The following is a 16,453-nucleotide window of genomic DNA, read 5'->3' as shown; positions in this document are numbered from 1 at the left end:
GAACACCGGGCCCGCCATCGGCTAACTGCTGCCGATCCGCATAACCATCTACCCACAAGCCGCTTATCCTACGAAGCCCCCTGGCGCAGGTCAAATGCCAGCCGGGGGGCAATTTCTCCCGCCCGCAGTCTGTGCTAGAATCCATCGCTTCCGACCGGCAGGCGGCCGGCGGTACCGCGCCAGGGCCGGGATTCGGCCACGGCGGACCAGTTTGAATCCTAGTGCGGGAGTAGCGGTTGGCCACCATACCCGAGGACCACACGGCGGCGGAGCGCCGTCAGAACCGTGCCGCGGCGATCCGGGCGTTCGCCGACCAGTTTCTGTGTGGCGATAACCAGGACCTGTTCGAGGAGATGCTGGTCACCCTCTGCCGCCTGGCGCGGGACCAGGCCGGCCGCGGCGACGTCAAGCTGCTCAACAAGGCGGTTGCGGAGCTGCGCTACGCCCTGAAGGTCTTTGCCCCGTACAGCGGCACGCGCAAGATCAGCATTTTCGGCTCGAGCCGTACGCCCGAGGACCATCCGGACTACCAGACGGCCGTGCGTTTTGCCCGCCGGATCCGCGAGAACGGCTGGATGGTGATCACCGGGGCGGGCGATGGAATCATGAAGGCCGGTCACGGCGGCGCGGGTCCGGAGGCCAGCTTTGGGGTCGCGATCCGCCTGCCGTTCGAGCAGAAGACCAACCCGATCATCGCCGAGGACGCCAAGCTGGTGAACTTCCGGTACTTCTTCACGCGGAAGCTGATGTTCATGAAGGAGGCGTCGGCGGTGGCGCTGTTCCCGGGGGGCTTCGGGACGCAGGACGAGGGCTTCGAGGCCCTGACGCTGATCCAGACCGGGAAGGCATCCCTGATTCCCATCGTGATGCTGGAGCAGCCGGGCGGCACCTACTGGCTGCAGTGGCGGGCGTACGTGAAGGCTGAGCTGCTCAACGCGGGCATGATCAACCCTGACGATATGCACCTCTTCCGGATCACCGACGATGTGGAGGTGGCGGTGCGCGAGGTCGTGCAGTTCTACCGCGTGTATCACTCCATGCGCTACGTCGGTGACGAGCTGGTGCTGCGTCTGCGCCGCCCGCTGGCGCCGTCCACGCTGGAGCGCATCAACGACGAATACGGCGCGATCGTGACCGGCGGGAAGCTCGAGCAGGTGCCGATCCTGCCGGCGGAAAACGGAGAATACCCGGAGCTGCCGCGCCTGAAACTGCGTTTCGACCGCAAGAGTTGCGGCTTGCTGCGGCGCTGCATCGACCTGGTCAACCAGGAGCCCGAGGCCCCGGGGGCCGCGGATTTGGCTTGAAAACAGGGGTGCGCCGCACTTCGCCCCCGGAAAACCCTAAAAAAATCGGACTTTTCCGCCGTCCAACGCCGAAAACCCCTTGACGCGCGGCGGGCGGCATGCGAGAAGGTGGTCACGCAGCCAGCAGCAAACGCGGTCGTTTGCGGTCATGGGCGTGGCCTTCTCTCGCCGTTGTGCGTGCGCCACGGCTTACGTCCATGATGCTGGCGGTGGGACCAGGTGCGGACCCCGGTCGCGCGACCCGCGCGCCGCTGTCCGTGGAGGCAGAACTGCAATGAAAGCATCCAAGAGCAAGGGGATCACCAAGGCGCGCACCAAGGGCGAAGTGTACGGTGCCCTGGCCGAGACCACCGGCCTCTCGCGCAAGCAGGTCGCGACCGTCTTCAACGAGATGGCCGGCCTGATCAAAAAGGATCTCACCAGGGGCCCGGGCATCTTCACCGTCCCCGGCCTGATGAAGATCACCGTCACCAAGAAGCCCGCCACCAAGGCGCGCAAGGGCATCAATCCCTTCACCGGCGAGGAGATGATGTTCAAGGCCAAGCCCGCCCGCAAAGTGGTCAAGGTCCGCCCCCTGAAGAACCTCAAGGCCATGGTGTAGTCGCCCCCGCGACCGCCCCCTGAACTGCGCGCCCGAGCGGCGCGGCGCCTCGCGCCGCCGCTCGGGCCGCTCTTTTCAGGCCCCCGGCTCGTCCTGGCGCGGCAGCGCCCGCTGCCGCCGGCGCATCTCGTCGCGGATCTCCGCCGCCGTCTCGAAATCCTCATTCTCGATCGCGGCCGCCAACTGCTCGTGCAGCGTCTGCGAAATGCCGTATTCCCGCCGGAGCTGCGTGCCGAGCCCGCGCAGGTAGCGCAACCCGGGGTCGTCCGCGCGCTGCTCATCCTCGTAACCCAGCGCTTTCAGCAGCTCCTCCAGCGCGTTGGCCCCCGCCTCCGCCTGCTCGATCGCCTCCTCGAACTGCCCCTCGACAATCTGAAGCTGCGCCGCCAGCCGGGCGCGGTCGAAAACCAGCGTCGGCTCCAGCGCCGGATACTCTTCCGGCCCGGGCCCATGTTGCTTGATCATCTGCAGGTCCGCCAGGCATTCCTCGATGTCCCGCAGCGCGCTCCGGATATAACGCCGCGCTCCCTCGTCCGCGCTGCCCTGCAGTGCCTCCTCCGCCACGGCGGAGTACGCCATCCGGCGATAGTTGGTCTGCAGCAGCTCGCGCTCCAGTTCCTGCCAGTCGACCGCCGAGAGCTGCTCGCCGCCGACACACAGCTCGTGCTCGATATACGCCCGCGCCGTGGGGAATCCGTGGTAGCGCTCGCCGTCCGGGCGCCCCTCGGCAATCATCTGCATCACGCCGAGGTCGATCCGCAGTTGCAGCAGTTCGCGGCCATCGCGGCCGACCACCGCGCGGGCCCGCAGTTCTCCCGGCGGACAGTCCCAGCCCTCTACCAGTTCATCGAGGTCGAGCGTCATCACGGCTCCCATGCTGCGGTACTGCCTGGGGCATCGGCCGCCGCCCGGGGTGGCTCGAATTCAGGGTGTGGACAGATAACAACCGCTGCGGGCGGGGGACCGGCGCCGCATGATCGGACGCGGGCTGCTAAATGCCCGATCAAAGTCCGAGAGCGGCGCATTTTCCAGGTCGCACTTCCGGGTCGGGCGGCACTGCCTAACGCAGCCGGGCGGTGGTTGCGCCTGGTCGTCACGACGGGGGCACTGTCTGGCGCAGCCAGGCCGTGGCAGGAGCACACCACTGTTGCTGTTACCCGCATCTCGACCGTCCGCTGCGAGCGTGGCTCCGAGCAGGATCAGTTGGAAACTTTCCCAGCCGCGCCAGGCGCGGAGCCAGCCGACCGGACCGTCGCGTTTGCGGCCAAGGTGACCGCCGAGACGCCCAATGCCGGACCGGAAGCGCGCCACGATTAGCCCTTCGGCGGACCGTTTCAGGTACTTGGCCATGACGCGCACCGCGAGCGGATCATAGACCTCGCCCGCGGACCGGTCCGGTTCAGCCCGTGCCACAAACTTCAGTTCGAGCAGCCAGACGGCCAGCACGCTCAGCAGGCCCAGCCGCGGTTCGAGGCGATCCGTGTGTTCCAGCCGGCGCAACTCCACGCTGCACCCCGTCTTCTCGGCCTTGTGGAATTCCTCGATCAACCAACGCAGCGAATAACCCTCGGCCACGAACAACGCCGCGGTCGGCTCCTCGCAAGGCAGACTCGTACACAACAACCGTTCCAGGGCCTCCGCGTTGGCCGGTGGCTGCGGCTCCCAGGCACGTACGACCCAGCAGGCAATCGGTTCGCGGTCGCGGTAGCTCGGCTCGTACCGTGAAGGTAAGAGCTTCACCAGCCCCGCCGCCACGTTCAAACGCACTTCCTCCGCATCTCGATTGCCCCCGCGACGCGTTCGCACGACGCGCTCCGCAAGGCTCGGTAGCCCCCGGGCGTAAGCAAACAGCAAATCGGGTCGGCGGCGGTGACGACCCGGGCGGAGGATAGAGCTCCGGTGGGAACCGACTCGAGCGCCGCCCCGGGGGCCAAGACCGAAGGGCGGGCGGCGGCCCGCACCGCGTGCTCCGCCCGTTCTTCCCCTGCCCTTCGGGACTGGCACCAAAGCGACAAATCCCTCGCGGCGCAGCCGCGAGCCTATGTGGCAGGAATTACCGGAAGAGGGTGGCAAAAATACCCGGAACGCGCACGGGCCAATGATTGCATGCCGTCCATGGCCGCCCTCGCTCAACAGCGCCACGCTGCTCGGCATCCTTGCTGAGCAGCGCCGCAACCCTCTCGCTCACCCGGAGGATACCAGCCCCAAGATGTGGGTAACAGCAAGACTGGAAGTCCCTGGCAGACACCGCGCGCCCTCCGGGCGAAGACGGCAGGGCGCGCACGCGCAAGAGAGCAACTTGGCCCTCCGAAGGCTCGCAGCCCCTGGCAACCTCCGTCCGCCTTCCGAGTGGGGGCGAAGCTGGAGCTTCGCCCTACCTCGACAAGCCTGACTCCGGCGAACCTTACTCCGGCGAGTCAGAGACTTCGTCCGCCTCTTCGCGGTTGCGCTGGTTCTTGATCGCTTCCCACTCCTCCGCCGTCACGACGACCTCGCGGGCCTGGCTGCCTTTGTATTCGCCGACAATGCCGGCCGCGTACATCTGGTCGATCAGGCGCGACGCGCGGCCGTAGCCGATCGTCAGTCGCCGCTGCAGCAAGCTGACCGAGCCGCGGCCCGTCGCGATGACGATGTCCACCGCCTGGTCGAACAGCTCGTCGCGCTCGTCGAGCCCGCCGCCGCCTTCGCCGGGCATGCGCACCAATTCCGGATGGAACTCCGGGGCGCGCTGCTCGCGGCAGTGCTTCACGACCGCGCGCAGCTCGTCGTCATCGACGAACGTGCCCTGCGCGCGGACGAGCTTGGAGCTGCCGGGCGGGAGAAACAGCATGTCGCCCTGGCCCATGAGCACCTCGCCGCCGTTCTGGTCGAGAACGATGCGCGAGTCGAGGCGCGACGAGACGCGGAACGCGATGCGGCTGGGCAGGTTGGACTTGATCAGGCCGGTGACGACGTTCGCCTGGGGGCGCTGCGTGGAGACGATCAGGTGGATGCCGACGGCGCGGCTCTTCTGCGCGATGCGACATAGGTAGAACTCCACCTCCTTCGCCGAGGTCATCATCAGGTCAGCCAGCTCGTCGATCATGATGACGATGTACGGCAGCCGGACGGGGATCTTGGTCATTTCGTCCGGCGTGGTGGGCTGGAGGCGTTCGCAGAGCGCGTCGTAGCCGAGGCGGTTGTAGGAGCGGATGTCCTTGACGCCGGCCTCGGCGAGCAGGGCGTAGCGTTCGTCCATCTTGGTGGAGGCCCAGTCGAGGATGCCCTCGGCCTTCGTGACTTCGGTGACGATCGGGCAGATCAGGTGCGGCACGTCCTTGTACGCGGCCAGCTCGACGACCTTCGGATCGATGAGGATCAGGTTGACCTCGGACGGCGCGCGGGTCATCAGGATGGACATGATCAGGCTGGTGACGCAGACGCTCTTGCCGGAGCCCGTGGTGCCGGCGATGAGCAGGTGCGGCATGCGCGTGAGGTCGGCGATGAGCGGCTGGCCGGAGGCGTCCTTGCCCATGTAGAGCGGGATGGCGAGGTGCTCGGTCCGCGAGGCGGACATTTCCATGACGTCGCGCAGGCGCACCTTCTCCTTGTCGATGTTGGGGACCTCGATGCCGATGGTGCTCTTGCCGGGCAGCGGCGCGACGACGCGGACCGCGGGAGCCTTCAGCGCGCGGGCCATGTCGTTGCTGAGCGAGACGATCTGGCTGACCTTGATCCCGGGGGCGAGCTTCAGCTCGAAGACGGTGATGACCGGGCCAGTCTCAATCGCGACGACCTCGACGGCGAGACGGAATTCGTTGAGCGTCTGCTCCAGCGTATACGCCTTCTCGCGGCAGAGCGCCTCGACGGAGCCCTTGTCCACCGCAATCGACCGGTTGAGCAGCTCCATCGGCGGCAACTCGTAGTCGTCGTCGGTGGTCGGACGTGGCGGCGGCGCGGCCTCGGCCGGCTTCTTCCGCGGCGGCGGCGCGATGTCCTTCACGACGGGGATGGACGCCGGCGTGCGCGGCCGCGGCGGTTCGGGCGGCGCCGCGGCGGGCGCCGGGGCCTCCACCTCTTCCAGGGTTTGCGCCTGCTCTTCGTCCGGCTCCTCGGCGACCTCGTCCTCTTCCTCGTCGGGCGCGACCGGCTTCGGGCGCGCGGGCCCCGGGCGCAGCGGCTGAGCCGCGCGCGGCGGTGGGGTCGGCCGCGGGGCCGCGGTCGTGCTCGTGCTGCCGCCGCGGCCGACCAGTGTGGACGCGACGCCATTGGCGACGGCAATGCCGGCGCCCGCGATGGCGGTACTGCCGCGAACCAGTGCGGGGGTGGACGTTTCGCCGGCCCAGCGGGCCCAGCGGATGAAGCCGAGCACGAGGTTGTCAGCGGCGAGCAGCAGGCCGACGACGAGCGCCAGGGCCATGAGCAGGATGCTGCCGAACAACTGGAGCCGAGGCACCAGCAGCGCGGCGGTGGCCGTGCCGAGCACGCCGCCGGGGCCGGTGATCAGGTATTTGTCGGTGGGAGTGATGAAGAGAGTGGCAAACGTCGCCGTCGCGGTGACGATCAGGAGCAGGCCCACGAAGCGCAGCCAGACGTCATTGAGGCGGCCGGGCTTCGAGGCGGCGATGACGGCGGCGTGGACGAGGAACAAAAGCGGGTAGGTGGCCAGGCCGAAGTACTTGAAGGCCAGGTAGGCGAGCCAGGCGCCGACAGAGCCGCACAAGTTGCGGGCGGGGTTGAGGTTGGGCCAGACGGTGGTCGCGGGCGGGTCGGCGATGTTGAAACTGAGGATCGCACCCCATGCGAAAAGGCAAACCAGCCAGCCGAACGCTACGAGGCAGAATCGCAGCGCCGCCTGACGCTCATCCGTGCGCGACATGCGGACCATCCCTGCTCGCTCCACGGCCCGGCGTCGTGCCGGGGCCGGTCTCCAACGGGCCGGCATCATATCGCATTGCGGGGCGGATTTCGATAACATGCGCCACCCGGAACCGAGATTCAATCCGGCCGGCCGGGACTGTGGCCGGGCAGTGGCCGGGGCGTGCCGGTGGGTGCGACGCCGGCAGAGAGTGCGAAGCGAACCATGCCGCAGCAGAGGCTCGTGCTTGAACCGATCGCCCGCGTCGGCGCCGCCGCGAGCGGTGGCGTGGCCAGTTCGCTGCGGAACTTCGGCCGCTTCTGGGGCTTCTGCGCGGCGGCGACATCGTTCATCCCGCTCGAACTGGTGACGATCCGGGGCTGGCGGCGTTTTCTGCCGCAGTGCTTTCACATCGGGGCGCGCTCGGTGCCGGTGATCATGCTGACGGGCATGTTCATCGGGATGGTGCTGATCGTGCAGGGCTGGGCGCAGTTCGACGCGGCCGGCATGTCGGATCGGCTGGGGGCGATCATCATCATCTCGGTGTGCTCGGAGCTGGGGCCGGTGCTGGCGGGCGTGATGTTGGCCGGCCGGGCGGGCGGGGCGCTGACCGCCGAGCTGGGGACGATGAACGTCACGGAGCAGCTTCTGGCGCTGCGCTCGATGGGGGCGGACCCGGTGCGATACCTGGTGACGCCGCGATTCGTGGCGTGCGTGGTGCTGTCGCCGCTGCTGACGTGCTATGCGAACCTGATGGGTACGCTGGGGGCGTGGGCGGTGTACGTGGTGGTGTACCACGGCGACTCGGAGCCGTTCTGGTTTTACGCGCGGCAGACGGTCGAGCTGTGGGACGTGGGCAGCGGTCTGTTCAAGTCGGTCTTCTTCGGCGGAGCGATCGGGCTGGTGAGCTGCTTCAACGGGTTCCACTGCAAGCCGGGGGCGGAGGGCGTCGGGCAGGCGTGCACGCAGAGCTTCGTGACGAGCTTCATCCTGATTCTCATGCTGGACCTGTTCCTGGGCTTCCTGCTGAACGGGCTGTACAGCGTGTGGTTCGGGTTCCGGTCGCTGATCTAGAGGGCCGCGCGCGGTGAACGACGGGCAGACGATCATCGAGCTCCGCGGCGTGAGCAAGTCGTTTGGAGCCCAGCGCGTGCTGGACCAGATCGACCTGCGCGTCGAGCGCGGCCGCAATACGGTGATCATCGGGCGCTCGGGCACGGGCAAGAGCGTACTGCTCAAGCACATCGTCGGGCTGCTGCGGCCGGACCGCGGCGAGGTGTACTTCGAAGGCCAGCGGATCGACAACCTGGGCGAGCGGGCGTGGGTGGAGATCCGGCGGCAGATCGCGTTCGTTTTTCAGCTCAACGCGCTGTTCGACTCGATGACGGTGATCGAGAACGTCGAGTTCCCGATGCTGGAGAACGCGACGGGGCGCATCGATCGCAAGAAGATCCTCGCGCTGGCGTCACGCTGCCTGAACCTCGTCGGGCTGAGCGGGTTCGAGCGGAAGCGGCCGGCGGAACTGTCGGGCGGCGAGAAGAAACGCGTGGCGATTGCGCGAGCGATCGCGATGGACCCGCCGCCGAAGGTCATCCTGTACGACGAGCCGACGGCCGGGCTGGACCCGCAGCGCTCGGACGTGATCAACAAGCTGATCCGGCAGATGCAGCAGGAGTTCCACGTCACCGGCGTGGTGGTGACGCACGACATGAAGAGCACGGCAGAAGTCGGGGACCGCGTGCTCATGCTCTACGACGGGCGGTTCATCGCGGACGGCACGCCGGACGACGTGCTGCGGGCGAAGGAGCCGCACGTGCGGCGATTCGCGACGGGCGTCGCGGAGCCGGGGGACATCATCACGCTCACGACGTAGGTCGGCACGAGCCGCCGCAGCCAAGGGTGGCACGGTCTGCTGCAGGCAGGCCGTGGGGGACTTCAGATTACAGGCGCGCCGCCTACTTCAAGAACAAATCCCGCAGCCACTGCATCGTGGTCTGCCGGCCAATCTCGCCGATGGCTTCCGTGAGCGGGATATCCTTCGGGCAGACCTTCACGCAGTTCTGGGCGTTGCCGCAGTCGGTGATGCCGCCGGGGCCCATGACGGCGTGGAGGCGGTCCTCCTTGAAGTAGCCGCCGGTGGGGTGCGCGTTGTGCAGGCGCACCTGGCCGAGCGGGGCGGGGCCGATGAACTCCGAGCCCGCATGGAACTGGGGGCAGGCCTCCATGCAGCAGCCGCAGGTCATGCAGCGCGAGAAGAGGTAACGCAGCGACTGCTCGCCGGGCGAGATGAGCGGCGCGTGGCGGTGGATGTCCCAGGAGCCGTCGACCGGGACCCAGGCCTTCACCTTCAGCAGGGCGTCGAACATCTTCTGGCGATCGACCTGGAGGTCGCGCACGACGGGGAACTTCGTGAGCGGCTCCAGCCGGATCGGCTGCTCCAGCTCGTCGATCAGCGCGGCGCAGGCCTGCCGCGGCACGCCGTTGACCAGCATGCTGCACGCGCCGCACACCTCCTCCATGCAATTGGACTCCCAGACGACGGGGTTGACCCGCCGGCCGTCGACCGTGAGCGGGTGCTGGCGGAGGTACATGAGCGCCGAGACCACGTTGTGGCCCGGCGCGTAGGGCATCTTGAAGTTCTCCCAGTACGGCGTGGACCGGGGGCCGTCCTGGCGCTTGATCTGGAAACGGACTTCATTCGGCGTCATATCAACCTCAAACTCGCGCTCGCCTGCGCGACGGATCACCACAGAGGCACAGAGAACACAGAGGTTACACAGGGCTCACTATTCCCTGGCAGAGTCCTCCAGCGTCACCACACCCAGCTCGAGCCGTCCGCCGTTGTCGGTGCGAAGCAGCATGCCCGGCTTCAGCGGGACCGATATCTGCCGGCACCCGCCCGGGATCGACGCACTGACCTCGATCGCATCGAACGCGGGCGGAGGCGGTGGACGGTCCGGCAACCAAACGAAGCAGAACGGCACTGTTCCGCCGTAGAGCGAATAGCCTGATGCGGCCTCGATGTCGCCCTGAGCGGTGCTTGTCGTTTGAATCGGTGACGGGCGCACCGGATCTCCGCCATCAAGCAGGCGGATTTCGACCGGCGTGTCGGTGAGCGGCTGTAGGTTGCGATCAACGATCTTGCCGGTCACTTCAAGAGATGCGACCCCATCAATGCAAACGCACCCAGCGGTGACTATGGTCAGCGCCACAGGCAGGACGAAGCTCCTTCGAAGTCGTACACCGTTCCACACGTCTTGTTGTACTCTACTGCCATTGCCAGGGGCTGGTTGTACCTCTCATTCGCAAAGTACAGCCAGAACCGTTGCTGGCGGCCCCATCACAGTTCTTTCTCTGTGTTTCTCTGTGTCCTCTGCGTCTCTGTGGTTATCTGTAGTCTCTCGGCGTCTCGGGGGCCATCACGCTGGCGTCGATCGGGATGTACTCGATCTGCGGGCCGTCGGGCGTGTGGCTGGCCACCGTGTGCTTCATCCACTTCTCGTTGCTGGCCTTCCAGCGCTGCTTGTACGCCTCGTACTCGGGGTCGCCCGCGAACTTGCCTTCGGGCACCTTCAGCTCGAACTCGGCCTTGTAGTGCGAACCACGGCATTCATCCCGCAGCCGGGCACCCTTCGCGATGACCTCGGCCAGTACGATCATATCCTGCACCTGGCGGGCCCAGGATAGGGACTGGTTCGCCCACGGGCTCCTGTCGTCGAGGGCGATGCGCTGCGACCGCTCCTTCAGCTTCGCCAGGCCCGCGAGCGCCTTGTCCAAGCCGGCGTTCTCGCGCTCCACGAACACGTGCTCCTGCATCAGCTCGCCCAATTCGTGGTGCAGCGCGAAGGCATTCTCGCCGGTCGTGCGGCCCATGATGGCCGTGTTGATCTCGTCCTGGCGCTTGCGCTCCGCTTCGAACACGGCGTCGGGGGCGTCGGCGCGGCCTTTCTTCAGGCCTTTGACGTAGGCCGCCGCCGCGTCGCCGGCGACCCGGCCGCTGAACGACGCGCTGAGCAGCGAGTTCGCGCCGAGGCGGTTGGCGCCGTGATACGCGAAGTCGCATTCACCAGCGGCGTAGAGGCCGGGGATGGTGGTCGCGTGGTTCTTCGGGCTGACCTGTTGCATGCCGCCGGTCTTCTCGTCCTTGGCGAAGGTGACGTAGAGGCCACCCATGCTGTAGTGGACGGCGGGGAAGACCTTCATCGGGCCGGTGAAGGGGTCTTCGCCGCTGAACGTCTGGTACATCTCCAGGATGCCGCCGAGGCGGGTCTCGAGAAACTCGCGCGGCTTGTGCGAGAGGTCGAGGTAAACGATGTCTGCCGGCGCACCGGACGACCCGACCACGCCGAGCCCCATGTGCCGCGTCAGGCGATAGATCGCCCGGCTGGCGACGTCGCGCGGGACGGTGTTGCCGTAGGTCGGGTACCACTCTTCGAGGAAGTAGAAACGCTCCGCTTCGGGGATGTCCTGCGGGCGGCGCGGGTCGCCGGCTTTCTTCGGCACCCACATGCGGCCGCCCTCGCCGCGGCAGGCCTCGCTCATCAGGCGGAGCTTGTCGTGGCCCTTCATGGCGGTGGGGTGGAACTGGACGAACTCGCCGTTGGCGAACTTCGCGCCCTGCTGATAGACGCGCGAGGCGGCGCAGCCGGTCGAGTTGGTGGACATCGTGGACCGACCGAAGATGAGGCCGAGGCCGCCGGTCGCGAGAATGACGGCGTCGGCGCGGAAGGCCTGGACCTTCATGGTGTTGAGGTCGAGGGCGACGATGCCGCGGCAGACGCCGTCGCTGTCGCGAACGATGGAGAGAAATTCCCAATTCTCGTACTTCTGGACGAGGCCGAGGGCTTCCTTCGCCCGGACCTGCTCATCCGAGGTGTAGAGCAGTTGCTGGCCGGTGGTCGCGCCGGCGAACGCCGTCCGGCGATTCTTGACGCCGCCGAAGAGGCGCTGATCCATCACGCCTTCGGGCGTACGGCTGAAGGTAACGCCCATGCGATCGTACGTGCGGATGAGGCCGGGGGCGTCTTCGCACATGGTCTTGATCGGAGGTTGGTCGGCGAGGTAGTCGCCGCCCTTGATCGTGTCGACGATGTGCTGCCAGATGGAATCATGCTGGCCCTTCACGTCGAGCACGGCGTTGATGCCGCCCTGGGCGCAGCACGAGTGCGAGCGCTTGACGGGGAAGAGCGAGAACAGGTCGACGGGCACGCCGGCTTCGGCGAGCCGCAAGGTGGCCCAGAGGCCCCCGAGGCCGCCGCCGACGACGATAACGCGTTGTTTGGCCATCAGAGTTCTCGGTTATCAGTAGTCAGTCTTCAGTCAGGGACGGGACACCAGCGCTGCTTGGCTGTCCACCACCCGCAACGTCGCGGTCGAATGCGGACCGGAGTCCTTGTTCGGAGTTTGCGCGAACGCGACCAGCGACAGCACGCCCCAGATCATCAGGATCGCACCGAGACCGCCGGCGGCCATGGACATCTTGCGGCGAGCTGTGACGCCGACCGTGATGCCCCAGGTGATGCAGAAGGTCACGATGCCGTTGCAGAAGTGGTACACCGCCGCGGTCAGGCCGATGGCGTACAGGACAATCCAGGTCCACAACGGCAGCCACATATTCTGGAAGCCGGCTTTGGTAAACGCGAAGAACGCCGGGTAGGCACTGCCGTACTCCTCGCCGCCGAAGAGGTAAGCGAAGCGGAAGTGGGCCAGGTGGACGAGGATGAAGACGATCGTGATGTAGGCGGTGATGCGTTGGAGGGTGTAGCGCCAGTTGTCCATGTAGGGGTACTGATTCTGGTTGAGCTTGCCCTGCCACGCGATCAGGATGCCGTAAATCGCGTGGAATGCGATCGGGATGAAGATGAAGACGAACTCGATCACGACCAGCCAGGGGAGATCGTGGATGATCCCGATGTGGTGGTCGAAGTGCTTCTGTCCGAGGAAGGCCGTCGAGTTCGCCAGCAGGTGATTGATCAGGAACGCGCCGACCGGAATGATGCCCGACAACGAGTGCAGGCGTCGCAGCAGGAAATGATGGCGGTCCAGGAAACCCGGTGCAGTGTCAGCCACGGCGATCCTCTCAGCCCCCCACTGGATGGTCGATCACGGTGAACATAGTTGGAACGGGCATTATAGATGCGCCCCGCGGCGTGGCAACCCGGCGGCCGATCGCTTGCCCGGGCTGACGGCGGGCCGTAGAGTCGCGCTCCCGCTGGGCAGCAGGCGAGAAACGCAATGAAGTCGGACCCGATTGGCGTGGTGGTGATCGGCACCGGGGGCATGGGGCAACTGCATGTGCAAAACTGCGTGGAGTCGCCGGACGCCGAGCTGGTCGGCGTGTATGACGTCGCGCCGGAAGCGGCCCGGCGGGTGGCGGCGCAATTCGGCGTAAAAAAGGTCTACGAGTCATTGAATGACGCCGTCAGCGAGCCACGGGCCGACGCGGTCATCGTCGCGACACCGAACATGTTCCACCGGGAAAGCGTGGTGGCGGCGCTTGAGGTCGGCAAGCACTGCCTGTGCGAGAAACCGCTCGCGGTGCGCGCGGCGGACATCGCGGCGATGATCGCGGCGCGCGACCGGAGCGGGCGGCTACTGATGACGGCGCAGCACCTGCGGTTCGAAGAGCGCAGCCGCACGCTCAAGCGGATGATCGACGCCGGCCGGCTGGGGGACGTGTACTACACGCGGGCGTGGTGGCTGCGCCGGCGTTTTGCGCCCACGACACCGGGTTTCCTGACGCGGGCGCAGGCGGGGCGCGGGCCGGGGATGGATCTGGGTGTGCACGTGCTCGACCTGGCACTGCACCTGCTGGACCAGCCGACGCCGGCCAGCGTCAGCGGCGTGGCGACGTGTCAGCTCGGGCGGCGGCCGGACGTGACCAACCAATGGGGCACGTATGCGCCGGCGGCGTTTGAGGTGGAAGATTTCGCGGCCGGCCTGATCCGGTTCGCGGATGGCGCTGCACTCTCCCTGGAAGTGAGCTGGCTGCTCAACATGCCGGAGCCGGAGCTGTGCAGCGTCTGGCTGCACGGGACGGAGGGCGGGGTGCGCTGGCCGGACCTGCGGCTGGCGCACGTGCAGGAGGGGGCGCTGGTCGACACGAAAGTCGTCAGCGGCCTGGGGACGGACGGCCACCGCAGCGAGCTGCACGCGTTTCTCGCGGCCATCCGCAGTGGTGGCCCGTCGCCCGTACCCGCGGAGCAGAGCCTGACCGTGGCGCGGGTGCTGGAAGCACTCTATGCGTCGGCGGAAAGCGGACGCGAAGTGCGGCTGGACGCTGCGCCGCGCGTCTAACGGTCCGCCATTCCGAGCCGGCGGAGCACCTCGGCGCGGACGTGCACGAACGCGGTCGTACTCGCGCCACCCGGCGGCGGGCCGCTCAGCAGCGTGACAAACGGATTGATGTCGCCGAAATCAACCACGCCGTCACCGTTGATGTCCGCATTCATGATGTTGCAGTCGGGATAGAACTCCAGATACCCCGGCGGATTGCTCAGGGCGAGCACGAACGCATTAATGTCGTCAAAGTCCACTTCCGCGTCGCAATTCAGGTCGCCCGGGGTGAGATCCGGCGGCAGCGGCGTTAATGGCCAGGCCGCGCGGACGGACTGGTACACGTTGCGGGGGCCGGTGTCGCCGGGGACCTGGGCCCACGCGAACGCGCGGATGTCGGGCTGACGCGTCCAGCTGGCCGGGTCGAACGTCATGACCGACTCGATGGTTTCCTTGTGACCCGGCGACAGTGCGACATCGGCGGTCGGCGCAGCTTCCATCAGGCAATTGCGGTCGTACGCATTCGCCGGATTCGGGTAGCGGTCGAGGGCCCGCACGAGATACACGCGGACCGTCTTCGGTTGGCCGCCCGACTCGAGTCCCACGCGGACCTTGAAACGGAACGTCGGCCCCTCGATCTGCTCCGCGCCCAACTCAACGGTAACGTCGGTCGGCAGCGCGGCGCGCGTGGCGTAAGCAGCATAGTAGCCGTCGTAACCGGGGTTGGTGCCGAGCACCTGGATCGTGCCATCGAACCAGACATTGGGGATCGAAGACGCGTTGCCGTAGCTCAAGAAGCGTGACTTTCCCCAGGCGATCGCGTAGGCGTCCGTGCTGCTCACATGTTCCTGCAGCAGCGCGAACGTAGCAGGATAGAGCTCCTGCATCTCGGCCAGCCACGTGCTGACCGTGTGGCAGGGGCCACACCACGTCGCCGTGAAGTCCTCGACAAGCACACAGCGTTCTGCGCCCGCGGCGCCGAACCCGCCATACAACAGAACCAGCCCCCAGACCATCCCTGCGCCGACAACGCGGCGCAGTGCGCCCGGCGCATACGTACGGATCGTCATCTGCCGGTCCTCTCTCCAACTCCCCTGCCACGACAGTCACTCCGAGCGGCGTCGGGCGAACTGCTCACGCCGCGCGGGGACCGTACTTCTTCTTCTGACCCAAACCCATGCGCTAAGGTACCTAGATGAGATGCTCTACGTCAACGGTTATGTGACGCTGGAACGAGAATTCCTGCGCGGCCGAGGTACCCCCCGGCCGACGGTCACAGGTGCGCGACCGGTCAGGGGCGCGAAACCGCGCGCCCACACATGCCAGTGCGGACCCGGACGGCCGGGGGCGGGACGCAAACCAACGGGCCTGCATCGCATGGGTGCAGGCCCATCGCCGTGCCCGGAACGTAATGCGCCGCGCGGTCTTTACTTGAAGTTCCAGATGTCGTCGTCGGTGCCGAACCGGCCATCCTTGCCCGGGCTGAGCAACAGGAACGAATCCCGGCGGTAGGGGATGACCGTGCCTTTCGACGCCCCGCCGGTCGACTGGTAGGCCTCTTTGTTCATGATGATGTATGGGAACGAGTTCCGGTAGGCGGGGTCGGCGATCTGGCTGGCCCACGCGGCCGGCGTTGCGGGCGGTGAGCTCGTCCAGGCGCCCGGGTAGAAGAGCTTGTGTTCGTCACCCCGGAAGAGCCACGGCGGGTAGTCCGCCGCGCAACCCGACTCGGTGCACAGGCCGGTGAAGAATGCGTTGTCCACGTAGCTGTAGATGCCCTTGTCCGGGTTGGCACCCGGGTACGTCGTCATGTTCGCGTTGGGGTTCTGGCCGTACATCGTGTTCGCGGCGTAGTAGAGAATGGGCATATCCCAGTTATCGATAATTACCGGGTTCTTGAAGCGCGGGCTGTCGCCGTCAGCGCTGGCCGGCGCGCCCGGGAGCTGCTTGGGCGACTTCAGCATGGCGGAATTGAGCGGCAGGTACGGGCCGCTGCGCGGCAGGGCCGAGTTCGGGTCATACCAGCCTTCCTGCTCAAAGCCCGGCGTCGTTCCGATCGCGCCCACGGGCACGTTGCGCCGGGCGACGTAGCCGTTCAGGTCCTTGCCGAGCAGGTAGCGCACGAGCCACTGCGCGCCGCACAGCTCCTCGTTGCCGGGGCTGTTGTTGTTGCCGCTCTCTGTCGGGTCATCCCCGGGGGTCGAAGGTGGGTAGTTGTTACCGCGGAGTTCCTGCTCATTCTCGTTGCGGAACAGCTCCAGGCCCTCGCCGGCGGCCTTCATGATGGATCTGGTCTTGGCGTTCTTGGCCGCGTCGCGGGCACCGGACAGCGACGGGACCAGGATGCTGATCAGGAGGGAGATGATCGCGACGACGGTGAGCAACTCGATGAGCGTGAATGCCCAACGTCGTCGGGGGCTTGAGGTTCCGGACATC

Annotated in this window: 14 protein-coding genes; 5 read left to right on the top strand and 9 right to left on the bottom strand. The window is 66.8% G+C overall.

All coding sequences use genetic code 11. The features are described 5' to 3' along the window. Positions 1 to 236: 236 nt before the first annotated feature. Both KA383_02085 and KA383_02080 read left to right on the top strand, forming a co-directional pair. Positions 237 to 1,304 (top strand): LOG family protein, encoded by a 1,068-nt coding sequence (locus tag KA383_02085; protein ID MBP7744890.1) that lies wholly within the window; start codon positions 237 to 239, stop codon positions 1,302 to 1,304. A gap of 274 nt (positions 1,305 to 1,578) precedes the next feature. Then, on the top strand, positions 1,579 to 1,905 hold the full coding sequence (locus KA383_02080; GenBank protein ID MBP7744889.1) for an HU family DNA-binding protein: 327 nt from the start codon (positions 1,579 to 1,581) through the stop codon (positions 1,903 to 1,905). 75 nt (positions 1,906 to 1,980) lie between these two features. Here KA383_02080 and KA383_02075 read toward each other — a convergent pair whose 3' ends face one another. The 3 genes from KA383_02075 to KA383_02065 all read right to left on the bottom strand — a co-directional run bounded on the left by KA383_02075 (position 1,981) and on the right by KA383_02065 (position 6,763). Next, positions 1,981 to 2,769, bottom strand: a complete 789-nt coding sequence (locus KA383_02075) for a UvrB/UvrC motif-containing protein (GenBank protein ID MBP7744888.1) — start codon at positions 2,767 to 2,769, stop codon at positions 1,981 to 1,983. A 60-nt stretch (positions 2,770 to 2,829) separates the two neighbouring features. Next, positions 2,830 to 3,711, bottom strand: coding sequence for a hypothetical protein (locus KA383_02070; GenBank protein ID MBP7744887.1), 882 nt, complete (start codon positions 3,709 to 3,711; stop codon positions 2,830 to 2,832). Positions 3,712 to 4,309: 598 nt separating this feature from the next. Beyond that, a complete protein-coding gene (locus KA383_02065) occupies positions 4,310 to 6,763 on the bottom strand; it encodes a DNA translocase FtsK (GenBank protein ID MBP7744886.1) in 2,454 nt (817 codons plus the stop codon). 204 nt (positions 6,764 to 6,967) lie between these two features. Between KA383_02065 and KA383_02060 the strand changes: the two genes are divergently transcribed. Together KA383_02060 and KA383_02055 are read left to right on the top strand one after the other, a co-directional pair. Further along, positions 6,968 to 7,816, top strand: coding sequence for an ABC transporter permease (locus KA383_02060; protein MBP7744885.1), 849 nt, complete (start codon positions 6,968 to 6,970; stop codon positions 7,814 to 7,816). A gap of 13 nt (positions 7,817 to 7,829) precedes the next feature. Then, on the top strand, positions 7,830 to 8,615 hold the full coding sequence (locus KA383_02055; GenBank protein ID MBP7744884.1) for an ATP-binding cassette domain-containing protein: 786 nt from the start codon (positions 7,830 to 7,832) through the stop codon (positions 8,613 to 8,615). Positions 8,616 to 8,697: 82 nt separating this feature from the next. Here the strand turns inward: KA383_02055 and sdhB are convergent, their stop codons facing one another. From sdhB to KA383_02035, 4 genes are all read right to left on the bottom strand, one after another. Then, positions 8,698 to 9,450, bottom strand: a complete 753-nt coding sequence (sdhB, locus tag KA383_02050; protein MBP7744883.1) for a succinate dehydrogenase iron-sulfur subunit — start codon at positions 9,448 to 9,450, stop codon at positions 8,698 to 8,700. A gap of 78 nt (positions 9,451 to 9,528) precedes the next feature. Beyond that, entirely contained in the window at positions 9,529 to 9,894 is a 366-nt protein-coding gene (locus KA383_02045) for a hypothetical protein (GenBank protein MBP7744882.1), read from the bottom strand. Positions 9,895 to 10,129: 235 nt separating this feature from the next. After that, positions 10,130 to 12,028, bottom strand: coding sequence for a succinate dehydrogenase (quinone) flavoprotein subunit (gene sdhA, locus KA383_02040; GenBank protein ID MBP7744881.1), 1,899 nt, complete (start codon positions 12,026 to 12,028; stop codon positions 10,130 to 10,132). A 33-nt stretch (positions 12,029 to 12,061) separates the two neighbouring features. After that, on the bottom strand, positions 12,062 to 12,811 hold the full coding sequence (locus KA383_02035; protein ID MBP7744880.1) for a succinate dehydrogenase: 750 nt from the start codon (positions 12,809 to 12,811) through the stop codon (positions 12,062 to 12,064). Between the two features lie 165 nt (positions 12,812 to 12,976). Here KA383_02035 and KA383_02030 point away from each other — a divergent pair, with 165 nt between their 5' ends. Then, positions 12,977 to 14,038 (top strand): Gfo/Idh/MocA family oxidoreductase, encoded by a 1,062-nt coding sequence (locus KA383_02030; protein ID MBP7744879.1) that lies wholly within the window; start codon positions 12,977 to 12,979, stop codon positions 14,036 to 14,038. Here KA383_02030 and KA383_02025 read toward each other — a convergent pair. Together KA383_02025 and KA383_02020 are read right to left on the bottom strand one after the other, a co-directional pair. Continuing rightward, positions 14,035 to 15,087: a hypothetical protein gene (locus KA383_02025; GenBank protein MBP7744878.1), complete on the bottom strand. Its 1,053-nt coding sequence runs from the start codon at positions 15,085 to 15,087 to the stop codon at positions 14,035 to 14,037. The genes KA383_02030 and KA383_02025 overlap by 4 nt on opposite strands. 357 nt (positions 15,088 to 15,444) lie before the next feature. Next, positions 15,445 to 16,452, bottom strand: a complete 1,008-nt coding sequence (locus tag KA383_02020) for a prepilin-type N-terminal cleavage/methylation domain-containing protein (protein MBP7744877.1) — start codon at positions 16,450 to 16,452, stop codon at positions 15,445 to 15,447. Position 16,453: the final 1 nt, after the last annotated feature.

Source organism: Phycisphaerae bacterium (assembly GCA_017999985.1).
Lineage (GTDB): Bacteria > Planctomycetota > Phycisphaerae > UBA1845 > Fen-1342 > JAGNKU01.
This window is presented reverse-complemented; position numbering and strand designations above follow the sequence as displayed.